Raw genomic sequence first — 25,388 nt, 5'->3', positions numbered from 1 at the left:
ATTAATCGAAAGTCCCGTTAACGTAACCACTATACCAAGAAAGCCCTAATCGAAAGATTAGGGCTTTTTTACGTCTGTATAAAAGTAAAATGATGCTGAATAGACACTGCGAAGTGGCAGTTCAGTTGATTAAGCTTTTTATCTCCTCTCTCATCCTGTATTCTTTTTATATCAATATTTCAAGGATGATCTTATGTGTTTCAAGTCTCTTCTACTTTCTTCTATTTTTTTATGTATATCTTCTTCAACAGTCTTAGCAGCTGAAACTCGCCTTAAAATTGGTCTTGTACTTGCTGGGGGCGGGGCTAAAGGGGCTGCGCATATTGGTGTATTAAAAGCATTAGAAGAAATGCATATTCCTATTGATTATATTACTGGTACAAGTATGGGAGCTTATATTGGTGGTTTATATGCTTCAGGAATGAGTGCTGATGAAATAGAAGAGTTTATTGATACGGTTGATTGGAATAGTGGTTTTGTTGATAAAGTAGAGAGAAGTGAAAGAGAAATTAGAGATAAAGAGTATGAAGATCGTTATCAAATAGGTACTGATATAGGTTTTTCATTCACAGAGTTAAAGGCTCCAAAAGGTCTTGTTCAAGGCCAAAACATGGCAAAGATTCTTCGTACAACGTCGGGGAATGTCTCTTACTTACAATCATTTGATGATCTTCCTATACCATTTAGAGCAGTCGCTACTGATATTGAAAAATTAGAACCCGTAGTTTTAGATAAAGGCAATTTGGCAGAGGCAATGATGGCAAGTATGTCAGTACCTGGTGCTTTACCCCCAGTTGAATACGAAGGGCGTTTACTCGTTGATGGCGGAAGTGTAAATAATATGCCTGTAGATGTTGCTAGGGATATGGGAGCAGATATCATCATCGCAGTAGATATTGGTTCTGATTATTTAGAAGCAAAAGATATCTCAAGTTATTTATCAGTAATGAGCCAATTAACAAATTACATCGTAAAAAATAGCACAAAAGAGCAAGAAAAATTATTAACTAATGACGATATACTTCTTTCTCCAAATGTTGGGAAAATGGAAACGGCAGAGTTTAGTAAGATGCCTTTTGCGTATGGAAAAGGTTATGATATCGCTTATGAACAGCATTTAGAGTTAGATAAATTGGCATTACCTACTGCTGAATATCAAACTTATTTAAAAGAAAAAGAACAAAAAACCAGTCAGTTAAAACGTGGTGATAATCTTAAAATAGATCATGTAACGTTAAATAATAACAGTTCATACAGTGAACGTATGTTATTTGAATATCTTCAAATAGATGAGGGTAAAACTTATACTTCAGAACAATTAGAAGCTAAAGTTAGAGCGCTGTATACGATTGATAGGTTTGAAAGAATTGATTATTTTTATCAGACAACCAATGATGGAACTACAGAACTTGTTGTTGATGTAAATGAAAAAAGTTGGGGACCAAATTATTTAGATTTTCGTTTTTCATTAGAAGATGACTTTTATAATCAAAGTAAATACTCGCTTGGTTTTTCTATCAATTTTACAGATATTAATATAATTGGTTTATCTGAAAACAGTTCTGAGTTAAGGACAAATTTTGAATTAGGTACAGATAAGTTGATGCAAGCAGAGCTATATACGCCTTTTCTTAGTAATCAATTATTGTTTTCTTCTTTAAAAGGGACTTATAGCGTTACTCAAACTCAATTTAGGCCAACTCCTACTCTTGATAATATAGATAACTACCTACCAACTGAATATAACGAACTTGAATTTGAAGCATCTCTAGGTATACAACCCGCGCTTTGGAGTGATTTTAGGATCGGGGGGAGATATACAACGGGTGATTTAGTTTTAAATATTATTCCAGATTATAATAGTGATTATGAGAGACAAGGAATATTTGCACAATATCGTTTAGATACGTTGGATAATTTTACTTTTCCGACTAAAGGTTTTTATTTATTTACTGAGTATTTATATAGCGAAGATACATTAGGCGAAATTAGTAGTAGCGATACGATTGATGATTCAATTGTAGAGTTAACCGTTAATGGGCGATTTGCTTATACAATAAAGCGTCATACTTTAGTCGTGCACGGTGAGTATGGTGTTGTAGAAAATAAAAATGGAGGTATTCCTCTTGAGCCTAAATCTCTGGGGGGCTTTCTACATTTATCAGGGATATCAAAAGATAGTTTATCTGGTGAGAATTTAGCATTTGCAAGTTTAGTTTATCGTTATCGTTTAATGGACAATGATTTTGGATTATTCCAGTCGCCTATATATTTAGGTGGATCTCTTGAGCAAGGAAGTGTCTGGAATGATGAACATTTTAGTGATGCCCCTATGTATACAGCTGGCTCTATCTTTGCAGGTATCGATTCACCAGTAGGCCCTATTATTTTGGCTTATGGTAGAACAGAGCAAAATCATGAATCAATATATTTAAGTATTGGTGCGACTTTATAATGTTTAAAAGTGCGCCATAAGTCGTATGTTGTTTGATGTGGTGAGATTTTAATTTTGAGTTAAATTTGATATCATCTCGCCACATTTTTAGTCTATTCCGATACATATTCTCTTGTTTTATTGAGATTTATAACAGAATTAAAAAGTTAATGGATATAAACTGAATTGTTTCCAAGGATGTTTACTCATTAAGAGTAGACCAGAAAGTGAGGAATTAAGTCGTGCTTGAAGCTTATCGTAAACACGTCGAAGAGCGTGCTTCAGAGGGGGTGGTCCCAAGACCATTAGATGCTGAGCAAGTAGCAGCATTAGTTGAATTAGTAAAAAATCCACCGCAAGGTGAAGAAGAATTTATTCTTGATTTGCTAGAAAATCGCATTCCACCGGGTGTTGATGAAGCGGCTTATGTAAAAGCGGGTTTCTTAACTGCAATCACAAAAGGTGAAGTGGCGTCTCCATTAGTTAGCAAAGCAAAAGCGACTCAACTGCTTGGCACTATGCAAGGTGGTTACAACATCGAATCTCTAGTTTCTTTACTGGATGATGCAGAGCTTGCTCCTATCGCTGTTAAAGCGCTTTCTCATACTCTATTGATGTTTGACGCATTCTACGACGTAGAAGAAAAAGCAAAAGTTGGCAATGCTTCTGCTCAGCAAGTTCTTCAGTCTTGGTCTGATGCTGAGTGGTTTACAGCTAAAGAGAAAGTAGCGGAAAAAATTACCGTTAAAGTATTCAAAGTCACTGGTGAAACAAACACCGATGACCTATCTCCAGCGCCAGATGCATGGTCACGTCCTGATATCCCAGTACACGCAAAAGCGATGCTGAAGATGGAACGCGATGGCATTACTCCTGATGAGCAGGGTAGCGTTGGTCCAATTACTCAAATTGAAGAAATGCAAAAAGACGGCATTCCACTGGCTTACGTTGGTGATGTTGTTGGTACCGGTTCTTCACGTAAATCAGCGACAAACTCAGTGCTTTGGTTCATGGGCGAAGATATCCCATTCGTACCAAATAAGCGTACTGGCGGTGTTTGTCTTGGTGGTAAAATTGCTCCGATCTTCTACAACACAATGGAAGACTCAGGCGCGCTACCAATTGAGCTGAACGTACAAGACATGAACATGGGTGATATCATTGATATCTACCCGTATGAAGGTGTGGTACATAAAAACGGTTCTGTGATTTCAAACTTTGAACTAAGTAAAGTACTTCTCGATGAAGTTCGTGCTGGTGGTCGTATTCCATTGATCATCGGTCGTGGTTTAACAAGTCGCGCTCGTGACGCTCTAGGTCTAGCTGAAACGGATCTGTTTGCTAAACCAATCGACCCTTCTGCTTCTGATAAAGGCTACACGTTAGCTCAGAAGATGGTAGGTAAAGCGTGTGGCGTTGAAGGTGTGCGTGCGGGTCAGTACTGCGAACCTAAAATGACAACCGTAGGCTCGCAAGATACTACTGGTCCTATGACTCGTGATGAGCTTAAAGATCTGGCGTGTCTTGGTTTCTCAGCAGACCTAGTTATGCAATCTTTCTGTCACACATCGGCATACCCTAAACCAGTTGATGTAAACACTCACCATACGCTACCTGATTTCATCATGAACCGTGCGGGTGTTTCGTTGCGTCCAGGTGATGGTGTTATCCACTCATGGCTAAACCGTATGCTTTTGCCTGATACCGTAGGTACTGGTGGTGACTCGCATACTCGTTTCCCTCTAGGCATTTCGTTCCCTGCGGGATCAGGTTTGGTCGCATTTGCTGCGGCAACGGGTGTTATGCCTCTTGATATGCCTGAATCAATCTTGGTTCGCTTTAAAGGTGAAATGCAACCGGGTATTACGTTACGTGACCTAGTACATGCCATTCCACTTTATGGTATTAAGCAAGGTCTACTGACCGTTGAAAAAGCCGGTAAGATCAACGAATTCTCTGGTCGAGTACTAGAAATAGAAGGTGTTGAACACCTATCTGTTGAGCAAGCATTTGAGCTTTCTGATGCATCGGCTGAGCGTTCTGCTGCAGGTTGTACGGTTAAGCTATCTCAAGAGTCTATCGATGAGTACTTAAACTCGAATATCGTTATGCTTAAGTGGATGATTGCTGAAGGTTACGGTGATGTTCGTACGATTGAGCGTCGTATTACGGCAATGGAAGAGTGGTTAGCAAATCCTGAGTTACTTGCTGCTGATTCAGATGCGGAATACGCTCATGTTATTGAGATTGATCTTGCTGATATAGATCAACCAATCCTATGTGCACCAAACGATCCAGATGATGCTCGTCTTCTTTCTGATGTTCAAGGCACTGAGATTCAAGAGGTATTCATCGGTTCTTGTATGACTAATATCGGCCACTTCCGTGCAGCAGGTAAGATGCTTGAAGAGTTTAATGGCTCTTTGAATACTCGCCTATGGGTTGCTCCGCCAACTAAAATGGATAAAGACCAACTGACAGAAGAAGGCTACTACGGTATCTTTGGTCGTGCTGGGGTTCGTATCGAAACTCCGGGTTGTTCATTATGTATGGGTAACCAAGCTCGTGTTGCTGACAAGTCGACAGTAATGTCTACGTCTACTCGTAACTTCCCGAACCGTTTAGGTACTGGCGCGAATGTTTACCTAGCTTCTGCTGAGCTTTCTGCTGTTGGCGCGATTCTAGGTCGTATTCCAACGAAAGAAGAGTACTTAGCGTACGCTGAGAAGATCAATGCAACCGCTGCCGATACATACCGTTACTTGAACTTCCATAAAATGGGTCAGTATACAGAAAAAGCAGATACGGTTATTTTTCAAGAACCCGCTTAATCTTTGTTTATAAATGAAAAAAGCAGCCAGTTCGGCTAATGCCAGTCAGTTAAGCGAACATCAATAAAAACAAGGGCTTCAGACGAATTTATTACAATTATTCTGGAGCCCTTGTTGTATCTATCTTTCACTCTCTTAACGGGTACTTTGCCATATCTATTAGACATTGAATAAATAGTGCATAATTACTCAATAAAGTGACTAACTGATCGGCATTAGCCAGTTCGGCTGCTTTTTTATTGCGTTGAATCTTAAGTTAATTATTTTTAATATGCATCGAATAAATTGCAGCGACGTTTCTTGCTGTATTTTCAACATTAATCGCAGCTTCTTTTAATGCGATTTCTAATGAAACAGAACGCGGAACCACACTGAATACCGCATCAATACCATATTCATGAACAACAGCACAATCTTCAGACAAACACCCAGCAATCCCTATAACTGGTAAGTTAAATTTCTTCGCTGTTTTTGCAACTCCCATAGGCGTTTTACCATAGATAGTTTGGCTGTCTATTCGCCCCTCACCGGTAATAACTAGATCTGCATCAGAGACAACATCACTTAGATTTACAGCATCCATTACTATTTCAATACCAGGGCGAAGTGTCGCATCAAATAAACCAAGTAGCGCGGCACCAAGACCACCAGCCGCACCGGCACCGGCAGTGTCTTTTACGTCTTTGTTCAATTGTGATTTCATTACATCAGCGTAATGACTAAGGTTTGCATCTAATGTTTTGATCATTTCTGGTGTCGCGCCTTTTTGTGGACCAAAAACATAAGAAGCGCCTTTAGAACCGCATAATGGATTATCAACATCGCACGCGACTTCAAGGGTAATATTCTTAAGACGAGGATCTTTATTTGAAGTATCGATCGTTGCAAGGTGCTCTAATGAACCGCCACCAAAAGCAAGATCATTACCATCTTTATCCAGAAGTTTGATACCAAGAGCTTGAGCCATACCAATGCCGCCATCGTTAGTTGCACTGCCACCAATCCCGACAATAATATGTTTTACACCTTTATCGAGAGCCGCTTTAATTAACTCGCCAGTGCCATAGGTTGTGGTATGTAATGGATTACGCAGTTCCGATGCAACAAGATGAAGACCAGAAGCGGCTGCCATTTCAATAATAGCTGTTTGACCATCGCCAAATAACCCATAGAATCCAGTTACTTTTTCACCAAGAGGAGCTGTAACCGCATGTTCAATTATAGACCCACCAGTAGCGTCAATTAGAGATTGAACTGTCCCTTCACCGCCATCGGCCATCGGTAACTTAATATATTCAGCGTTAGGTAATACTTGTTTAAATCCAGCTTCAATTGCCGTAGCGACTTCCATCGCCGTTAAACTTTCTTTGTATGAGTCAGGAGCAATAACAATTTTCATAATAAAGCCTTATTAAACAAATAAACCGAAAACACCAAAAATAAGAGTAGAAACAGTAGCGATCATAAGACCTACTGCTGATTCATATGGGATAAGCTTTAAACGTTCTTTCATATCCATGTGAACTGCGCCACCTGTTGCATGAAAGAAGCTGCCGTGTGGCATGTGATCTAATACTGTTGCACCTGCGTGGATCATTGCAGCACCAGCAAGAGCGGGAACACCAAGCTCTAAAATAGTATGACTAAAGACACTGGCTGCAACTGCGGTACCCGCGGTCGTTGATGCCGTCGCGAGTGACATCATTGCACCTGAAATTGGCGCTAATAAATAAGAAGGAAGACCTGAGGCGGTTAATACATCAATCAGCCCTGATTTAAGTCCTGAGTTTGCAATAATTCCTGCAAGAGTACCTGTACCAAGTAGCATTACTGCAACTGGAGCCATACGAGAAAGACCAGATACTGCAAAGTGATTTGTGTCTCTAAAACGGCCCATAGCGACAGCACCTAATAAGCCACCAAGTGGGAGTGCTATTAGCGGATCAACGTTGATCCCTGCTATTGGACGTAAAGCGAGAAGGCTGATAGCAACAAGAGGAGCGACGATTGAAGTAACAAAAGTTGGTAAGCGAGAATGATCAACTGCTACGACTTCGTGATCTTGAACTTTGCTGCCTTTGTTCACTAATTTCTTAGCGATGAAGTAAGCGAAAACTAAGCCGAATAAGCCAGGGATCACACCCGCAGCCATTACTGACGTTAAAGGAACATTAAAGGCATCAGCAGCCGCAATGGCGTTTGGATTCGGAGACATAACGTTACCTGCTTTACCACCACCAACCATAGCTAATAGAATCGCCATTTTGGAAAGATCAGCACGACGAGCAATGGCCAGTGCAATAGGAGCTACAGTGATAACAGCAACATCAACAAAAACCCCAACGGCGGTTAAGATCATTGTTGCTACCGCTAAAGCCAGTAAAGCTCGAGTTTCTCCGACTTTCTTTACAATCGTTTCAGCAATAGAGGTTGCAGCACCAGATTCGATTAGAACACCAGCAAGAACACCAGCGGCTAGAATACGAAGCACAGCAGTAACAATGCCTTGAGCGCCACCGATCATTAAGTTAACGGTATCTGTCAGTGATACACCACCAATAACACCACCGATTAAAGCACCAATGATCATGCCATAAGCTGGCGGTACTTTTTTCAAAATGAGTGTTATTGCAACGGTTAAGGCGGCGAGTGCACCTAAAGTCGATACTTCGATCATATTAACGTTCCATTTAATAATTAAGATGTCAGTAATCTATCTTTAAGTGTGGAAATAAGCTTTAGACGAATGAACAAATTTTATCGTCTGGGTAGACATTTGATTGTGCAACTGCACAAATGTGTATTATGTACAGCTTGATAGTGTTGATAAATACAAATAAGTGCGTTCATTTATCTTGTTGATATCTAAGGATGTTTCTTGTTTTATTTTGTCGATTCGATAGCGAAGAGTATTTCGATGAATATGAAGCGCATTGCAGGTTTGAGCTGAATCACAATTATGACTAAAAAAAGCTCGAAGCGTTTTAATTAAAATACCTTTTGTATCGCTGGCCATTAATTTTTGGATTGGAAGGGCGAGTTGTTCTGAACGCCATGCATCGGTTTGTAAGCCATCAATTAAAACAGGCAAGACATTATCTTGATAAAAAAGAATACGACTTTTTGAATTGGCAGTATTCATGGTTGCTTTGGCTGTCATATAAGATTGCGCCAGTCCTTCTAGATTTGGAAAGTAATCACCAAGCGCTATTTTTATCGTGAACTTTTCATCATGAGAGATCCTTTGGAAAAGTTGGCGAATACGTTTTTCTTCGTGCGATCTATTCCAACCGTTATCCGTCATGTAATTGGTTTCAACACCACAACTTCATTTAATGTCACTGAACTGATCGCGACCAAATTATCGCGCTCAGGGTATTCAAGTAAATGAACTAACTTTTGTAAGTGAGTAAGAGAAAGGTTTTCTCCATTAAATGAATCGACTTTAATGATGGTCGCAATTCGAGGCTGATTAAGATCTAACTCTAATCGCTCTGCAATAGAATACAATTGTTCTGTATTAAGATCTGAGGGTTGGATCAGTTGCAGTACTAATTCTTCTTTGTGTCGTTTACTCCATTGTATTTCTGTCATTAGAGCAGCTTGTTCAATAATCAGCTCAGCAGTCATTTTTACTAGCTCGCCGTATTGTTGGATATCAACTGGTTTTCCGGAAATGCCAACGACACCGATAACATTATTTTGAAAAATGATTGGCAGATTGATCCCTGCCTTAACGCCGCGTAATTGTTGCGCTGTCGCATGATCGATTTCCACGATTCTATTTTCATTAATAGCTAGAATTGCACCTTCATGACGGCAGTTAAGACGAGATGGATCGCCAGAACCAATAATGACACCATATTCATCCATGACATTTACGGAATGTTTAATGATTTTCATTGAGCGTTCAACAATCTGTTTCGCTATTACGGTAGTTAACTGCATTATATTGTCTCTGTTTATCGTAGGTGGTTTGCTATAAAAATAGTAGCGATGGGATTATACTTAAGGAAAATAGCTCGGCATTGTCTTTGATTAAAAACGTGTGAGCTAATACCAGTTAATCGTAGGATATCCGATGGATTACGAATTTAAGAAAAATACACTTGATGGTACTTATCACGCCAACTTCTCTATGGGTCATGAAGCGATGGGGCGGTGGCTCGTTGAGGATGTCGCAAAAGATACCGAATTATTAGCGGAGCTATACCAGCAGATAGCTGCAGTAAAAAACACTCAAGATGAATGGAAACGAGCTGGTCAGGTAATGACTCTAATTTTGAACGACCAAGAAGTTATCGTACAAGAAAATGCGTTATTTGAAAACTCAGAAGAAGAGTTTGAAGAAGATATTCATATGTATGACGATGAATGTATTTCAGTATGTGGATTAGAGGATTTTGAAATCATGCTTCAAAGTTGGGAGGCGTTTATCCGACGTTTCTGATCTGAGCCATAATTGATCAATATTAGGGAAAGGCTGCACTTATTTAGTGCAGTCTTTTTTGTTATTGGAATTAGATAACACTAACGAATTGAAATTATTGCATTTTTAAAGTTGGCATATGAATTGAATTGTTAAATATAAGTTGCAAATAATTCAAGGACTGAAGCATGAAAATAATCAATGCCATTATAAAGCCATTTAAATTAGATGATGTACGTGAAGCGCTTGCTGATGCTGGCGTCGATGGAATGACGGTATCAGAAGTAAAAGGGTTTGGTCGTCAGAAGGGTCATACAGAACTGTATCGTGGCGCTGAATATCAAGTCGATTTTTTGCCAAAGGTAAAACTTGAAATTGCCGTTCAAGCAGAACATGTAGACAATATTATTGAGGCGATTACAAAAGCTGCGCATACCGGAAAAATAGGTGATGGTAAGATTTTTGTTTATGACCTTCAGCAAGCGGTGCGTATTCGTACTGGCGAAACTGACACTGAAGCACTTTAAGGATAGAGGAAACAATTATGGAACTTTCAACAACCGTATCAGAACTTCGTTATGCCCTAGATACCTTTTTCTTTTTAATGTCAGGTGCTTTGGTTATGTGGATGGCAGCAGGTTTTGCCATGTTAGAGGCGGGCTTAGTTCGCTCAAAGAATACCACGGAAATATTAACTAAGAACTTGTGCTTATATGCGATTGCTTGCACCACGTATTTAGTTGTCGGCTATAACATCATGTATGTCGATAATACGGCGGGTGGGATCATGCCCTCTATTGGCGCTTTAATTGGAACTCAATCAGAAGGGGCCGATCATTCACTAGAGTCTGACTTCTTTTTCCAAGTGGTTTTTGTTGCAACAGCAATGTCAGTAGTATCTGGTGCAGTGGCTGAACGTATGAAACTTTGGTCTTTCCTTGTGTTCTCTGTCATTTTAACTGCCTTTATTTATCCAATGGAAGGGTATTGGACATGGGGTGGTGGTTTCTTATCTGAAGCAGGATTTAGTGATTTTGCTGGTTCTGGTATTGTTCATATGGCTGGTGCTTCGGCCGCATTAGCTGGCGTACTATTACTTGGTGCTCGTAAAGGTAAGTACGGTAAGAAAGGTCAAATTTATCCAATTCCAGGTTCTAATATGCCACTGGCAACATTAGGTACCTTTATTTTATGGTTTGGTTGGTTCGGATTTAACGGAGGTTCTCAATTAATGATTTCAGATTTTGAGAATGCAACCGCAGTTGGTCAAATCTTTTTGAATACCAATGCCGCAGCAGCAGCTGGTGCAATCACAGCGTTATTTGTCTGTAAAACAACATGGGGTAAAGCGGATTTAACCATGATTCTTAATGGGGCATTAGCTGGTTTAGTTGCTATAACTGCGGATCCTTTATCACCATCACCTTTAGCGGCTGTAAGCATTGGTGCGCTTGCTGGTGGAATAGTTGTCTTTAGTATTGTTGCTTTTGATAAAATTAAGATTGATGATCCGGTTGGTGCAATTTCAGTTCATGGCGTATGTGGATTATTTGGTTTGATGGTTGTTCCATTTAATAATCCTGATGCAACTTTTGGGGCTCAATTGTTCGGAGCTGTGGTTATCTTTGCTTGGGTATTTGGATCGAGTCTTGTTGTTTGGTCAATATTAAAAACAACTATGGGAATTAGAGTTACAGAAGATGAAGAACTTGAAGGAATGGATGTCCATGATTGTGGTATTGATGCTTATCCAGAGTTCGTTAGTGTAAAATAAAAGAGTACGTAAATAATTTGTTACATATTTTAAGCCTTAATGCCTTGGTATTGAGGCTTTTCTCTATAAAAAAATGGCTGAGATCATTGTCATTTTTAGATTGATTCGTATAATAGCGATATTGATAAGTATTCTTATTACCATTTGTAACTAGAGATTTTAAAGGAATATCATGAAAAAGTTATTATCAGTTTCTGCACTAATCGCAGGTATGTTTGCACCAAGTGTTATGGCTGCTGAAGAAGTTAATGTTTACTCTTACCGTCAACCTTTCTTAGTTGAGCCAATGTTTAAAGAGTTTACCAAAGAGACTGGTATTAAAGTTAACGTGAAATTTGCTAAAAAAGGTTTGGCTGAAAAGCTAGCTCAAGAAGGTGAATTAAGCCCTGCTGATGTTATCTTAACAACGGATATTAGTCGTCTTGCTGAGTTAACAAATAAAAATCTAGTTCAACCAGTAGATAGCAAAACGATTGATGCTAACGTTCCTGCTCAATACCGTGATTCTGATGATGAGTGGTTCGCACTAACTCTACGTGCTCGTAACGTATATTCATCTCGTGACCGTGTTGGTAAGTTAGGTGCTGATTTTGATTATGCTGATTTAGCAAACCCTGAGTGGAAAGGTAAAATCTGTACTCGTAGTGGTAAGCACCCTTACAATGTATCTCTAGTGTCTTCTATGATTGCTCATCATGGTGAAGCAGAAGCAAAAACATGGTTAGAAGGTGTAAAAGCAAACCTAGCTCGTAAGCCTCAAGGTAATGATCGTGCACAAGTTAAAGCCATTAAAGAAGGTCTTTGTGATGTCGCTTTAGGTAATAGTTACTACCTAGGAAAAATGGTAAATGATCCTAAACAAGTATCATGGGCTGAATCTGTATATATTAACTTCCCTAACCAAAACACAGATGGTACTCACGTAAATATCAGTGGTATGGCAATGGCTAAATACGCACCAAATAAAGACAATGCATTAAAACTAATGGAATTCTTAACGGGTGATGTTGCACAAGGTATGTACGCTGAAGTGAACTATGAATACCCAGTAAAACCGGGTGTTAAGCGTTCTGAATTAGTGGCTTCTTGGGGGGATTTTAAAGCCGATACTTTATCTTTAGATGCAATTGCAGATAACCATACAAAAGCAATCAAGCTTCTAGATGAAGTGAAGTTTGATCTTTAATTTGATATTTCCTATTGGGGAGGTAACAATACCTCACCATTTAAAAAGAGCCTTGCAGTTTAGGCAATGAAAGAAAAATTATTATTCTGGAAAACCAGTAGTTGGAGTGTATCTCTACTGCTGGTTTTGCCGATCTTAGCGATCCTATATACCGCACTAGGTAATACTGATGATATCTTTACTCATCTGTTTAATACGGTTTTACCAACTTATACGTTAAATACTGTGTTATTAGTCTTTGGTGCGATGTTCTTTTCCTTAATTTTAGGGGTCCCTTCTGCATGGTTTATGGCCATGTGTCGTGTACCTTCCTCATCAGTTTTACAATGGGCGTTAGTGCTTCCTCTAGCAATGCCTGCTTATATTGTGGGATATATCTATACCGATTGGTTAGATTTTGCAGGCCCTATTCAAGTATTACTTCGCGATATTACCGGATGGCAATCCTACGGGGATTATTGGTTCCCTGATATTCGTACCTTAACTGGTGCTATTCTTGTGATGTCTTTGGTGCTTTATCCTTACGTATATTTACTTGCTCGTGCTGCATTTATGGAACAAAACATCAGTTTGTTGCAATCTGCTCGTCTACTGAAATGTACACCTTGGAAAAGTTTTAAACGTATATCTTTGCCTCTTGCAAGACCTTCTATTGCGGTGGCTTTATCTCTTGTAGCGATGGAAGCGTTAGGAGACTTTGGTACGGTTAGCTATTTTGCAGTAAATACATTAACGACAGCGGTTTATGATACTTGGTTGGGCTATTCGAATTTGAATGCTGCAGCTAAGGTGTCTGCATTTATGCTGATGGGTATTTTATTGTTGATCAGCGGTGAGCGATATAGCCGTCGTAAGCAGAAAATGTTCCAAGAGAAGTTCAATACCAACGAAGAGTTTCAATATGAACTTCATGGTTGGAAAAAGTGGGGCGCATTCACTTGGTGCTGGGGATTAGTATCGATTGCTTTTACTTTTCCACTATTACAGTTAATTAATTACTCTTTTCATTATTTTGAAGAGAGTTGGACCGCTGAGTTCCAAGAGTATGCAGTAAATAGTTTATATGTATCTTCTATTGCTGCCGTTATCGCTGTAATTATTGCTTTGGTGGTGAATTTTTTACATCGTTTACAACCAAATAATAAATGGAGTGTAATGCCAATGCGTTTGGCATCTCTTGGCTATGCAGTTCCAGGAACCGTACTTGCTATTGGGGTAATGCTACCAATGATTGGGCTGGACCACCTTGTTAATGATATTTCAAAACAATTAGGTTTTGGAATGGTTGGCTTAATTTTCTCGGGTTCAATCTTTGCGTTAATCTTTGCTTCAGTGACGCGTTTCTCTGCGGTCGCCATTGGGTCGATTGAAAGTAACTTAAATAAAATTCCACCGTCACTAGATATGGCATCACGCACTTTAGGCTGTGGAACATGGTCTATGTTGCGTCGAGTGCATTTTCCATTAATACGTCGTGGGTGTTTAATTGCTGGTTTGTTAGTGTTTATAGAAACAATGAAAGAGTTAAATGCAGCATTGCTATTGCGCCCATTTAACTTTGAAACGCTTGCAACGTATGTATTTAACTTTGCTTCTGACGAGCAATTAGAAATTGCAGCAATGCCTGCGGTATTATTGGTATTGGTTGGATTGATCCCATTGATCATTGTTAACCGTTCTTTGGAGCAACAGCATTAATGAATTCTGCATTATCTATATCTAATTTAACCTGTCGCTATCATGATCAGGATATTTTATCTCAGCTCTCTTTAGACGTTGAATCGGGTGAAATTGTTTGTTTGCTAGGTGCGAGTGGCTGCGGAAAAACCACTCTTCTAAAAGCGATTGCAGGTCTCTTGCCTCTGTCTGAAGGTGAGATGAACCTTAATGGTAAAGTGATTACTGATAATAATACTTGGTTACCGCCAGAGCAGCGAAATATAGGTATGATCTTTCAAGATTATGCGTTGTTTCCACATCTTACGGTAAGTGAAAATATCGGATTTGGCTTAAAAAAATGGGAAAAGCAGCGAGCAATAGATAAAGTAGAATCTATGCTTCATCTTGTGCACTTAAGTGGCTTTGGTGATCGTTATCCTCATCAACTATCGGGTGGTCAGCAGCAGCGTGTCGCGATTGCAAGAGCACTCGCAAGTGAACCTGATCTTCTGTTATTAGATGAACCATTTTCTAATATCGATACACAGGTTCGTCACGATCTAATCAAAGAGATCCGCCGTATCTTTAAAGCGCAAGGTGTAACGGCTATTTTCGTTACTCATAGCCGTGAAGAAGCATTCGCTTTTTCTGATAAATTAGCGGTAATGAATCATGGTGTGATTGAGCAATTCGGTAGTGCTAATGATTTATATTATTCACCAAACAGTCGTTTTGTCGCTGACTTTTTAGGTGGTGGATCGTATGTATCAGGAACGATTCAACAAGATGGAAATATTGATAGCGCCGTAGGTTTGATTTCTTGTGGTCGTAGTACTGAAGATACGAATAAAAAAGCAGATGTGTTACTTCGTCCACAAAACATTACGTTATATAGAGATTCATCAGGTAGCGCTATTGTTAAAGAATTACAATTTATGGGTGATACGTGCCGATATGTGATTGAAGATAATGGTACGCAACTGATTGGTGTATCTAATGATTCTTTATCGAATGGAGAAAAGGTAAGAGTAGAAATTAAACCTCATTGCCCAATTGTATTTCTTCAAGATAATAATTAAACCTAGAGATAAAAAGAACCCAGCGAATCGACTCAAGTATTAGCTGGGTTAAGTCTTTAGAAACGTATTTTTATTTAAAATACGCAGGAAACTAAAGAGAAAGGAAAGCTTTCATTTGATTCAGTACTTTTTCTGCTGTCAATTGGTCTTCCATTTCAGCAAAAATGCGCAGTAATGGTTCAGTTCCTGAGAAACGAGCAATCACCCAACCGCCATTTTTAAAATAGACTTTAGCGCCATCTTCATAGCTCACTTTATCTATTTCGTATTCAAATTCTGGCAGTTGTTTTTCGATATAAATCTTATTGTACAGTGCTTCTTTTCCGCTCGCTTTAAATGTACAGTCGCCTTCAGCGGTATAGGCATAACCATATTTAGCGTAGATTTCATCAAGCATTTCAGACAGTTTCTTGCCAGTAACACTGATCATTTCAACTAATAGGCTTGAAGCGAATACACCATCTTTACCTTTAATGTGACCACGAATAGTTAAACCACCCGAACTTTCACCACCCAATAAAGAATCGTCAGCTTCCATTTGTGAGCTTATATGTTTAAAGCCTACCGGAACCTCAAAGCTTTTCTCGCCGTGATCAGCTGCAACTTTATCTAATAAGTGAGTCGTAGCAATATTACGAACAACAGAACCTTTCCAACCTTTGTACTCAAGTAGGTAATAATAAAGCAGCAATAACACTTCATTTGGATGAATAAAGTGACCTTTTTCATCAATGATACCTAAGCGGTCAGCATCACCATCAGTACCGATACCAATATCATAGCCATCATGAGCAACTAAGTGTTTTAAGCGATATAGCGTAGCTGCATTTGGGGATGGCATCAGACCACCAAAAGAAGGGTTTTCACCATCATTGATGACATCAACATCACAACGAGCACTGATTAATACGGTTTGTAAGGCATTTTTTGCAACCCCAAACATAGGATCGATTAATACACGTAAGTTGGCTTTTTTAATTGAATCCATGTCAATTTTATCGATGATGGAATCAACAAAGTCGTTCATTGGATTGATGATTTCAATACAACCGTCGTTTAATGCTTCTTCAAAATCGACACTGCTAACATCTTGTTGCGTTAGGTGAGCAACTTGTTGTTCAATCTTTTGAGTGATGATTTCATCTGCATCACGACCACCTTCAATGAAGACTTTAATGCCGTTATAATCTGCCGGATTATGAGACGCGGTAATACAAGCTGAGTAAATACATCCCATCTCTTTTGCTTGAAACATAACAATAGGCGTTGGAACGAATCGGTCAATAAAGCTTACTTTAATGCCATTTGCTGCGACGACTTCAGCAAACCATTTCCCAGCTTTGTCAGAAAGGAAACGACGGTCATAGCCAACAACAAAGCCTTTTTCTTGTGCTTGTTCATTGATCATAATGTTTGATAGCGCTTGAGCAACAAGACGTACATTATCTTTAGTGAACTCTTCACCAATAAAAGCGCGCCATCCGCCAGTACCAAATTGAATCATTGTAAATTCCTTTTAGAGTAAGGAGCTTGCTCTAAGCTCCTTACTTTTATCATTTAAATTAAGCGTACTTAACCCATGATTACGATAACGTCGTTAACACTGCCTTCTGCTTGTACAGGAACAGCACCGTTAACTTCTTTGCCATTAATCGTGATTGATTGAACGCCTTTACTTACTGAGTTAGGGTTCTTAACTTGGATATTGTATGTTGCTCCACGCCATTGGCGAGTTACAGAGAACTCTGGCCAATTTGTTGGGATACAAGGGTCAATCGTTAATCCTTCAAAGCCAGCACGGACACCTAGAATAAAGTTAGTTACCGCGAAGTAAGCCCAACCAGATGTACCTGTTAGCCAAGGGTGATTAGCACGACCATGATCTTGATGATCTTTACCCATGATAAACTGTACATATGAGTATGGTTCTGCAATACGCTTTTCAATCATGTCATTTTGGTTGTATGGATTTAGTGCATCATAGAATTTCATTGCGCGGTCACCACGACCTAGCTTCGCTTCAGCTACCCAAGCCCATGGGTTTGGATGAGAGAAGATTGCGCCATTCTCTTTTACGCCTTGGTAAACACGAGTAACAAAACCAATATCATCGTTTGGTGTTGAGAATGAAGGTGAGTTTAGGTGTAATCCGTATTCAGAGAATAAGTTCTCATCAACCGCGTCCATTGCTTTTTCGCCACGTTCTTGAGATACAGCGCCAGATAAAACAGCTAGCGTGTTTGATTCAAGGTGAACTCGGCCTTCAGTTTGTTGTGCTGTACCAATTTTGTCGCCGTCTTTAGTTAGGCCACGAATGTACCAACCACCTTCTTCATCCCAAAGGTGAGTTTCACATGCTTCGCGTACGTTAGCCGCCATTTCAGAGTATTTAGAGATATCAGCATCATTATTACGGAACTTAGCTAAATCTAAGAATTCTTCTAATGCCCAGAAGTGTAAGAATGAAACCATTGATGATTCGCCACCACCTAAGTTCAGACAGTCATTCCAGTCAGCACGTAAACCTTTACAAATACCAGTACGGCCAACGTATTCTGCAGAGAAATCTAACGCCGCTTTCATGTGTTCATAAACTGTTGCGTTACCACCATCAGCGTATGGGATCACTTCGTCGAAGAAAGAGTGTTCACCGGTTTCCATTACATATTTAATGATCGTTGGTACGATCCATAAATGGTCATCAGAACAGGTATCTTCAATGCCGTGGATCTTATCGTCATCCGATGGAGTAGGGACCACAGTCGGTGATTTTGACGGAACAACGTCTGCTTTTTCAGGATCAAACCAGTCAGGATCAAATAGGTGTAGACCGTAACCCGCTTTAACTTGGCCACGTAATAAGTCAACGATACGTTTACGCGTCATTTTTGGGTTAGCATGAGGTACTGAAATCGCATCTTGAGCTGTATCACGGTAACCAAGACCTGTACGTCCACCCACTTCGATGAATGAAGCAAAACGAGACCAAACCACACAAGTTTCAGCTTGATACAGTGTCCAAGTATTGATCATTGTATCCAAACCTTCGTTTGGTGATTTAACTTGGAATTTATCGCAACGCTCACTCCAATGATCTTTAATCTCTTGGAAAGCATTATCAACATTAGCAACGTCTTGGTATTTTTGACGTAGACGTTCGCCGTTGCCTTTACCTAGACCAAGTACGTAAGCAAAGCGTATCTCTTCACCCGGTTGAATAGTAAATTGCTTATGAAGAGAACCACAGTGGTTGTAACAGGTTTGTGCTGAGTTAGAGCATTGGCCTTTTTCTACAGCAATCGGATTTGCTTCATCACGGTATGCACCTAAGAAGCTATCAAGCTGACCGTCGTATGAGTCTGGGTCAAAAGTAGATGCTAAGTAGTAGAAGCCTTCAAAATCATTGGTGTTGTAGTAAAGATCGTACTCGATCACGCCTTCATTGTAAGAGGTACCTGCAGAGTACAATGACATTTGATGGTTTTGGTTATCTGATTGGATATGGCTGAATGAGAATTCAACAAAAGAGAATGCAGAGATAACACGAGGCTTATCGCTGGTATTCTTAATAACCACATCCCACACTTCAGCATCTTCACCCTTTGGAACAAATAAAGTTTTAGTTGCTTCAATGCCGTTGTAATCACATTTGAATTTAGAGTAAGACAGGCCGTGACGAACTTCGTAGTTTGCTTCATCTAAACTTTTTGCTACAGGCTGCCATGAGATTGACCAGTAATCGCCAGTTTCATCATCACGAAGGTAAACATAATGTCCAGGGCGATCAAATGTGCCGTTTGGACGGAATTTAGTAACACGATTATACTCAGGAGAGTTATAAAAAGAGTAACCGCCAGCATTGTGAGAAATAACCGTACAGAATTTTTCCGTACCTAAATAGTTAGTCCATGGTGCTGGTACGTCAGGGCGAGTGATTACATATTCACGGTTATCGTTATCAAAAAAGCCGTATTTCATTGTTTTATCCTTAACTAAAATACTAATAATTGGGTGACTTATGGTTGACGGAAATTAATACCCTGACGTGTTAGGGTTGGTAATCGTCCATTTAACCTTGATAAAAAGTCTGTCCAGTTTCTGTGTTGTTTTTGTGTCCACATACCTTCAGACATAGCTAAAAGGCGTGGGAAAATCATGTAGTCCATACGCTCTTGGTTATTGATGATTTCACACCAAAGCGCGCATTGAATACCAAGAATTCGTTTACGAATAAGGTCGTTATCAGCAAGTTCTGCTAATGGTTCATAGTTATATGCATCTTTAAGAGGAAGTACATTAGCCCAATCTACTCCTGGTTCTTCAGGAGCATAATCTTGAACCATATCTAAGTATGTGGTCTGACCGGGTTGAAGTACTACATCAAAGCCTTGTTTAGCACAGTTAAGTGCCGCTTCTTCGCTTAACCAAGAATAAATAACCGTGTCTTTACTCACTTTATTGCCATGTTGAGCCTCTTCCCATCCAAGCATTCTTTTACCAAGCTGCTTCAATTTTGTTTCAGCGTGACGAAGTAGGTGACCTTGAAGCTCTACGGGATTGCTATATCCTTGTTGTTCCATTAGTTCTTGGCATTTTGAGCTGTCTGTCCAAACGTCTTTTGGAACTTCATCAGCTCCGATATGAACATATGGAGCAGGGAAAAGAGCAGCAACTTCTTCAAGTACCGTATCAATAAAGGTGTAAGTTCCTTCTAATGCAGGAGAAAGTACATTGTCTGTGTAATGTTGGATACTGCGATAATTTGAGTGATCGTCGGTATCAACTAATAAATGAGGTAGTGCTTTAATAGCCGCACGACAATGTCCAGGAATATCAATCTCAGGAATAATAGTAATACCGCGGATTTCTGCATAAGCGATGACTTCTTTTATTTCTTTCTGAGAATAAAAACCACCGTGTTTTTTGGCTACGTGAGTATATTGAGGTTCTAGAATTTCTTCTGGTCCACGCCACGCTCCGATGTCAGTTAATTCTGGAAATGCTTTTATCTCAACACGCCAGCCTTCGTCATCGGTAAGGTGCCAATGGAATACATTAAATTTGTATTGAGCTAATTGATTGATTAGACGTTTTACTCGTTCAAGAGGGTGAAAGTGACGAGCACAATCAAGCATCATACCGCGATAATGAAAGCGTGGTTGATCTTTGATTTTAACGCATGGAATTAAATATGTTTGCTCATTTACTAGCTGTAATAAAGTAGCACAAGCATGAACAAAGCCTTCATTTGATCCTGCTTTAATCTTTATTATATCTGTTGAAATACTGAGTTGGTAAGCACCTCTATCTAATGTTGGATTTGCTATAAATAGAACTTTACCATTTGTATTGATAGGATGTTTTTTTGATGTAATAGCTTCAAGCTCTTCACTTAACCAAGTTGCAGCACCATCTGCTAAGTGAGTTTGAATTTCAAGTGAGGAGTTCGTTAAATTAAATAATCCATCAAGGCGTTGTACTGATTCTGGTTTTGGAATTAATGATAATTCAGCAGGTGCAACTCTTGGTATTTGAGTGCGTTCAGTGTGTGGTGATGCTAATACTATTGGAGAGATTGAAACCTCTAAAAATTGAGGTTTTTCGCTATCAGCAATGAATATCGTTGCATCATCAAAACCATCAGAAATAAAACGGAAAGGAGCGGTACCAATGCTGAATTCTACGTAGTAATGGTTGTTCGCTTTTAGTACTTTGTTATCATTTGGAATGAGTTTGCAGAAACTACCCACTTGTTCCAAAGTGCCTTGAGTATTGCTATTTGGTGCAATAAAGCGATCAATCGTAAAATGAAATTGCCAATGATGAAGATCCACATCGCTTAAATTATGCAATGTTAAGCCAAAGCGACTTAAATTATCTTTTTCAGATAAGACTACGAGGTCTACACGATAATCCATCATCTTTTATCCTTATGAATGCTAGAACAAATTATGTTCTGTTTTTCCTGCCATCATGATGCCACCTTCAATAGCATCAAATTGTGGCTGAACTAAATATTGGCGAATAGAAGGGGATAACCACTCAACAATGCGCTCACCAATACTTCCCATAAGCGCAATCTTTGTTGCGCCTCTCTTATTTAATGCAGTTAAAAACATTTCAATATCAGCTGCGGTTTGTTGTAGCATTTCAATAGCAAGGTCATCCCCTTGTAATGCGAATGAGAAAATTGCAGGAGAAAATTGACCATAATCACATGGACGAGCTGTTTTTGACCAATCCACAATGCTGTCGATGTCATGATTAAAGTGTGCTAATACATGTTCGGTAAGTGCTGTTGCTGGTTTTATCTCATCGGAGGCCAATAGGGTATATTGAATTAAACGAAGCCCCATAATAGCGCCGCCGCCTTGATCTGATATAGGGAACTCTCGACCACCAACCACATGTTGTTGCCCATCTTGAATATAAATACCGCAAGAGCCAGTACCTGCAATCATGATCGCACCATTTTCACCTTTATGAGCACCTAAACAAGCGCCATATGCGTCAGTATTTAGTGTCAGTGAGGCAAAAGGATGTGGTAATTGCATAAAGTTATGCCAAGCTGACTTTTGCTCTGCACCAGCAAGGGCAAGGCCCACATGCATTGCTGAAAAGTCACTTTCTGATAATTTACTTTGCGCTGCGGCTTGAGTGATAGCAGTAATGATCGAATCCATAGCGACATTAATACCAAGCAATATGTTGGCGCTGCCACTTTTCGCTTCACCAAGTAATTCACCTTGTGGATTGCGAATACGAGCGCGACAAGAAGTACCACCACCATCAATACCTACGTATAAATGCGTCATGATTATGCTCCTTGCTCTGAGTAATAAGCAGATTGAGACATAATGGCTAATAAATACCATGCTCCGTGAGGGATCCATTGCTCACCCCAACGCCAGTTTTGCAACATATCATCGCCATGTGGTGCTGGATTAAATGCGATGTCTTCTTCATCGTCAAACCCGCCTGTAATACCGTTACAAACACCACCTTTAGCATTAAAGAAGCCTAAATGAGGTAAGTAATCAGGATTGTTGTGTCCATGACCGTCTAACATACACATGTCATAAGGATTTAGGCCTAATACCCAGTTCAAATTATGCTGAGCAAATTCAGTGAGTTTTTGTTTTACATTCGTTGATACCAAGTGGGGTAGAACAAGGTAACTCATGCTAGTAAGAGAGCCGAGTCGTGCGTTTTCTCCTTGCCACCAATAACCTGACTCATTGTCGTGAGCAACAAAGAAAGCACTGTGTTTTTCACCATTAACGGGTTTTACATATTGTCTTGGGTAACCAAACGGATTGAATACTTCAGAAGAGACAGTTAATTCAAATTCAACCGCTTGGTTGATAATTAGTTGAGTATGCGCTTTACGGCTATTATCCGTTTCTACTTCTAAGTATTGAGATAGCGCAATAACTGGAAGGCCGGCTTCTGCTGCGTGAAAATATGGACGTTCGCCATTATCAGTCGCTGACCAGAAGTGTGAGAAATTATCATCACTTTGTTGACGAGCTGATAGCTTATCTGCCCAAGTTCGAGCTTCAATTAAGAAAGTGTTGTCTTGAGTTGTTTTGAAAAGCTCAATAACGGCAAGTAGTGCACAATATTCATCAATAATATTCTCTTCGCCATTATTTAAATAACTAAGGTTGTTTTCTTTTAAATGCCAGTAACCTTTTACTGCTGTTGCGAGGTATTTTTCTTGAGTATACTCACCATCTATTGCTAAGCGAGATGCTGCGGCCAATGCGGCGATAGAAACGCCACCACCTTGGCGGAATCCTGCTTGATAGTCATCAGATTTTAGACCATCTTGGGTAGCATAAGCACAGATATCACGTTGATTGATATCCTTGCTCCACTTGTCAAATACCGTCATGTAAAAGAAACCTTCCGGACTTTGCATTCTAACTAGGAAGTCAGCACCAAATAACGCCTCTTCCGTAAGACGGGTGCGAGAGAACGCGGCAAAATCCGATAGGTTTTGTGTTAGTTCTAATCCTTTTAGCATATTCCAAACAACCATCGGAATTTGCTGAGGGTTAAGATAATTTGCATAAGACAAATGACTGAGGTATTTACTTACGTCACCAGACGCATCGTACCAACCACCATGAACATCGACGGTTTCATTACTGTTTAATAAAGGGGCTTGCTTATCTTGCTTATCAAAAATGCCGCCACAACGTTGTGATTTAAAGTAGTGCATAACATCAGAAAATGTATGACTCATTAATAGGTTGGTTTTGATAATAAAAGGGTGAGAAATCGCTCCTTCGATAACAAGAATGAATTCTCCCTGTTCTGAGAATTCATTAAATGAGATCTCAGCAAAGTAACCTTGATGCCAATGAGCAACTTGGTTTGATGAAGAAATAGAAAAACGGTGTTTTACCTCTTGTGTTTGAGTACAAACAATTTGACCTGATATTGGCTGTGTTAAGGCAGTGGTAGCCAATAATACCGCTGATTTCGGTCCGTTTGTTTCATATCCAATATGGTTAGTTAACAGTTGCATCTATTTCTCCAAAATACCAATTGCTGCTGTTCGATATTACTAATGAAATTAATTTTCGTATAAGTAACAACGAACAAAATGGTTGTCTGACAGTTTTGTTACGTCAGGCATACGTTCTTTACATTTTTCTGTTACGTGAGTACAACGGCCGGCAAATGGACAACCTGCTGATTCTGGTGTCCAAAGAGGAATTTCCCCTTTGTTACCTTTCAACTTGGTATGGATCGATTTGCTTGGATCTGGCACTGCTGATACTAATAATTGAGTATACGGGTGCTGAGGATCATGGATGATCTCATCAGTGTCTCCCCACTCAACCATGTGCCCAACATACATTACCGCGAGATCTTCTGCGATGTAACGAGCAGTTGCGATATCGTGTGTGATGTAAAGTAGAGACATTTCTTTCTCAAACTTCATCTCTTCCATTAGGTTTAGAACCCCTGCACGGATAGATACATCAAGCATGGATGTTGGCTCATCAGCAAGTACTACTTCGGCACCTACAGCAATATTTCGAGCAAGGTTTACACGCTGACGTTGACCACCTGAAAGTTGATGCGGGAATTTAGCCGCAGTCTCTTTTGGTGGAATTAGACCTACTTGCTCAAGAAGATCATACACACGCTCTTCTAACTCTTTTTTATTACCCGGAGCCACTTTCTTGTGAATAAGAAGAGGACGAGCAATGTGATGGAAAATGTTATGGGTAGGGTTTAAAGAACCAAACGGGTCTTGCCATACCATTTGTACGCCTTCACGATATTTCATGAGATCATTTTTCTTAACGATATCTTGAATATCACGGCCTTTGTATTCGATTACGCCGTCTGTCGGTGCGTACATTTTTGCGATCATTTTTGCTGTGGTGGATTTTCCCGAACCCGACTCACCAACAACGGAAAGACCACGGCTTTTGTACATTTTGAATGATACGTCGTTGATCGCTCGCATCATTGGGTTTTTAAGTGCGTTGCTACTTACAGGGAAATCTTTAACTAGATTTTTGCCTTCAATCAGTAGTTCGCCAAATGCTTTGCTCATAATTTACTCCAGAAAATCCGTTTTATGCTTTTGCTTGTGCAATTGTCTCACCGTAAAGGTGGCAATTTGACAAGTGACCAGGCTCAATCTGACGAAGCTGTGTAGGAATCGTACGACATGCTTCATGTACACGATCACAACGAGACTGGAAGCGACAACCTTGCGGTATTTCTAATAAATTAAGAGGATTTCCTGGGATACCTGTTAATTTTGTTTTTGGCCCCGTTAGTGGTGGGAATGAACTACCCAGCCCTTTTGTATATGGGTGGTAAGGAGAGGTTAAGATCTCTTTTGAAGAAGCAACCTCTATCAATTCACCTGAGTACATGATCCCAATGCGATCAGAAAACTCAACCATTAGTGATAAATCGTGCGTAATGAATAAGATTGAGAAACCAAACTCTTCTTTAAGCGCA

General features: G+C 39.7%; 17 protein-coding genes and 1 pseudogene. 8 read left to right on the top strand and 10 right to left on the bottom strand.

The genetic code is table 11. The features are described 5' to 3' along the window. Positions 1-193 precede the first annotated feature (193 nt). Together BTO22_RS10745 and acnB are read left to right on the top strand one after the other, a co-directional pair. Positions 194-2,455, top strand: a complete 2,262-nt coding sequence (locus BTO22_RS10745) for a patatin-like phospholipase family protein (RefSeq protein WP_105055464.1) — start codon at positions 194-196, stop codon at positions 2,453-2,455. A gap of 221 nt (positions 2,456-2,676) precedes the next feature. Then, positions 2,677-5,265, top strand: coding sequence for a bifunctional aconitate hydratase 2/2-methylisocitrate dehydratase (gene acnB, locus BTO22_RS10740; protein ID WP_105055463.1), 2,589 nt, complete (start codon positions 2,677-2,679; stop codon positions 5,263-5,265). 256 nt (positions 5,266-5,521) lie between these two features. Here the strand turns inward: acnB and BTO22_RS10735 are convergent, their stop codons facing one another. The 3 genes and pseudogenes from BTO22_RS10735 to BTO22_RS10725 form a co-directional block, all read right to left on the bottom strand. Beyond that, positions 5,522-6,664 carry a glycerate kinase gene (locus BTO22_RS10735; RefSeq protein WP_105055462.1) on the bottom strand — a complete coding sequence of 381 codons (1,143 nt, stop codon included), beginning with the start codon at positions 6,662-6,664 and terminating at the stop codon, positions 5,522-5,524. Between the two features lie 12 nt (positions 6,665-6,676). Then, complete coding sequence (locus BTO22_RS10730; RefSeq protein ID WP_105055461.1) at positions 6,677-7,942, bottom strand: GntP family permease; 1,266 nt, start codon at positions 7,940-7,942, stop codon at positions 6,677-6,679. A gap of 126 nt (positions 7,943-8,068) precedes the next feature. Beyond that, positions 8,069-9,213, bottom strand: a pseudogene (locus BTO22_RS10725) (sugar diacid recognition domain-containing protein). A 133-nt stretch (positions 9,214-9,346) separates the two neighbouring features. Between BTO22_RS10725 and BTO22_RS10720 the strand changes: the two are divergent. The 6 genes from BTO22_RS10720 to BTO22_RS10695 all read left to right on the top strand — a co-directional run bounded on the left by BTO22_RS10720 (position 9,347) and on the right by BTO22_RS10695 (position 15,392). Beyond that, positions 9,347-9,715, top strand: a complete 369-nt coding sequence (locus BTO22_RS10720; RefSeq protein ID WP_105055460.1) for a YacL family protein — start codon at positions 9,347-9,349, stop codon at positions 9,713-9,715. 167 nt (positions 9,716-9,882) lie between these two features. After that, on the top strand, positions 9,883-10,221 hold the full coding sequence (gene glnK / locus BTO22_RS10715; RefSeq protein WP_060994159.1) for a P-II family nitrogen regulator: 339 nt from the start codon (positions 9,883-9,885) through the stop codon (positions 10,219-10,221). 17 nt (positions 10,222-10,238) lie between these two features. Then, positions 10,239-11,468, top strand: a complete 1,230-nt coding sequence (locus BTO22_RS10710) for an ammonium transporter (protein WP_105055459.1) — start codon at positions 10,239-10,241, stop codon at positions 11,466-11,468. A gap of 172 nt (positions 11,469-11,640) precedes the next feature. Next, on the top strand, positions 11,641-12,654 hold the full coding sequence (locus tag BTO22_RS10705) for a Fe(3+) ABC transporter substrate-binding protein (protein ID WP_105055458.1): 1,014 nt from the start codon (positions 11,641-11,643) through the stop codon (positions 12,652-12,654). A 66-nt stretch (positions 12,655-12,720) separates the two neighbouring features. Then, entirely contained in the window at positions 12,721-14,352 is a 1,632-nt protein-coding gene (locus BTO22_RS10700) for an ABC transporter permease (protein ID WP_105055457.1), read from the top strand. Further along, on the top strand, positions 14,352-15,392 hold the full coding sequence (locus BTO22_RS10695) for an ABC transporter ATP-binding protein (RefSeq protein ID WP_105055456.1): 1,041 nt from the start codon (positions 14,352-14,354) through the stop codon (positions 15,390-15,392). The genes BTO22_RS10700 and BTO22_RS10695 overlap by 1 nt, the downstream gene beginning before the upstream one ends. Before the next feature lie 91 nt (positions 15,393-15,483). On the opposite strand, the gene BTO22_RS10690 is transcribed toward BTO22_RS10695, so the two are convergent. The 7 genes from BTO22_RS10690 to BTO22_RS10660 form a co-directional block, all read right to left on the bottom strand. Beyond that, on the bottom strand, positions 15,484-16,896 hold the full coding sequence (locus tag BTO22_RS10690; protein ID WP_105055455.1) for a phosphoglucomutase/phosphomannomutase family protein: 1,413 nt from the start codon (positions 16,894-16,896) through the stop codon (positions 15,484-15,486). A 68-nt stretch (positions 16,897-16,964) separates the two neighbouring features. Then, on the bottom strand, positions 16,965-19,370 hold the full coding sequence (locus BTO22_RS10685; protein WP_105055454.1) for a GH36-type glycosyl hydrolase domain-containing protein: 2,406 nt from the start codon (positions 19,368-19,370) through the stop codon (positions 16,965-16,967). Between the two features lie 38 nt (positions 19,371-19,408). After that, positions 19,409-21,310: a beta-N-acetylhexosaminidase gene (locus tag BTO22_RS10680; protein WP_181044628.1), complete on the bottom strand. Its 1,902-nt coding sequence runs from the start codon at positions 21,308-21,310 to the stop codon at positions 19,409-19,411. Between the two features lie 21 nt (positions 21,311-21,331). Beyond that, entirely contained in the window at positions 21,332-22,207 is an 876-nt protein-coding gene (locus BTO22_RS10675; RefSeq protein ID WP_105055452.1) for an N-acetylglucosamine kinase, read from the bottom strand. A gap of 2 nt (positions 22,208-22,209) precedes the next feature. After that, a complete protein-coding gene (locus tag BTO22_RS10670) occupies positions 22,210-23,928 on the bottom strand; it encodes a glycoside hydrolase family 9 protein (RefSeq protein ID WP_105055451.1) in 1,719 nt (572 codons plus the stop codon). Positions 23,929-23,976: 48 nt separating this feature from the next. After that, positions 23,977-24,972, bottom strand: coding sequence for an ABC transporter ATP-binding protein (locus BTO22_RS10665; protein WP_105055450.1), 996 nt, complete (start codon positions 24,970-24,972; stop codon positions 23,977-23,979). 22 nt (positions 24,973-24,994) lie between these two features. Continuing rightward, positions 24,995-25,388, bottom strand: a 394-nt coding sequence (locus BTO22_RS10660) for an oligopeptide/dipeptide ABC transporter ATP-binding protein (RefSeq protein ID WP_146107534.1), incomplete at its 5' end; no start/stop codon positions are given.

This window comes from Aliivibrio sifiae (assembly GCF_002954705.1).
In the GTDB taxonomy this organism is placed as follows: domain Bacteria; phylum Pseudomonadota; class Gammaproteobacteria; order Enterobacterales; family Vibrionaceae; genus Aliivibrio; species Aliivibrio sifiae_A.
Note: the sequence above shows the minus strand (reverse complement) of the source record. Positions and strands in the feature narration are given on the sequence as shown.

Bases quoted from the DNA above. Each gene is read 5' to 3' on its own strand.
- BTO22_RS10745 (WP_105055464.1), top strand. From the start codon at position 194: ATGTGTTTCAAGTCTCTTCTACTTTCTTCTATTTTTTTATGTATATCT.
- BTO22_RS10735 (WP_105055462.1), bottom strand. From the start codon at position 6,664: ATGAAAATTGTTATTGCTCCTGACTCATACAAAGAAAGTTTAACGGCG.
- BTO22_RS10730 (WP_105055461.1), bottom strand. From the start codon at position 7,942: ATGATCGAAGTATCGACTTTAGGTGCACTCGCCGCCTTAACCGTTGCA.
- BTO22_RS10720 (WP_105055460.1), top strand. From the start codon at position 9,347: ATGGATTACGAATTTAAGAAAAATACACTTGATGGTACTTATCACGCC.
- glnK (WP_060994159.1), top strand. From the start codon at position 9,883: ATGAAAATAATCAATGCCATTATAAAGCCATTTAAATTAGATGATGTA.
- BTO22_RS10710 (WP_105055459.1), top strand. From the start codon at position 10,239: ATGGAACTTTCAACAACCGTATCAGAACTTCGTTATGCCCTAGATACC.
- BTO22_RS10705 (WP_105055458.1), top strand. From the start codon at position 11,641: ATGAAAAAGTTATTATCAGTTTCTGCACTAATCGCAGGTATGTTTGCA.
- BTO22_RS10700 (WP_105055457.1), top strand. From the start codon at position 12,721: ATGAAAGAAAAATTATTATTCTGGAAAACCAGTAGTTGGAGTGTATCT.
- BTO22_RS10695 (WP_105055456.1), top strand. From the start codon at position 14,352: ATGAATTCTGCATTATCTATATCTAATTTAACCTGTCGCTATCATGAT.
- BTO22_RS10690 (WP_105055455.1), bottom strand. From the start codon at position 16,896: ATGATTCAATTTGGTACTGGCGGATGGCGCGCTTTTATTGGTGAAGAG.
- BTO22_RS10685 (WP_105055454.1), bottom strand. From the start codon at position 19,370: ATGAAATACGGCTTTTTTGATAACGATAACCGTGAATATGTAATCACT.
- BTO22_RS10680 (WP_181044628.1), bottom strand. From the start codon at position 21,310: ATGGATTATCGTGTAGACCTCGTAGTCTTATCTGAAAAAGATAATTTA.
- BTO22_RS10675 (WP_105055452.1), bottom strand. From the start codon at position 22,207: ATGACGCATTTATACGTAGGTATTGATGGTGGTGGTACTTCTTGTCGC.
- BTO22_RS10670 (WP_105055451.1), bottom strand. From the start codon at position 23,928: ATGCAACTGTTAACTAACCATATTGGATATGAAACAAACGGACCGAAA.
- BTO22_RS10665 (WP_105055450.1), bottom strand. From the start codon at position 24,972: ATGAGCAAAGCATTTGGCGAACTACTGATTGAAGGCAAAAATCTAGTT.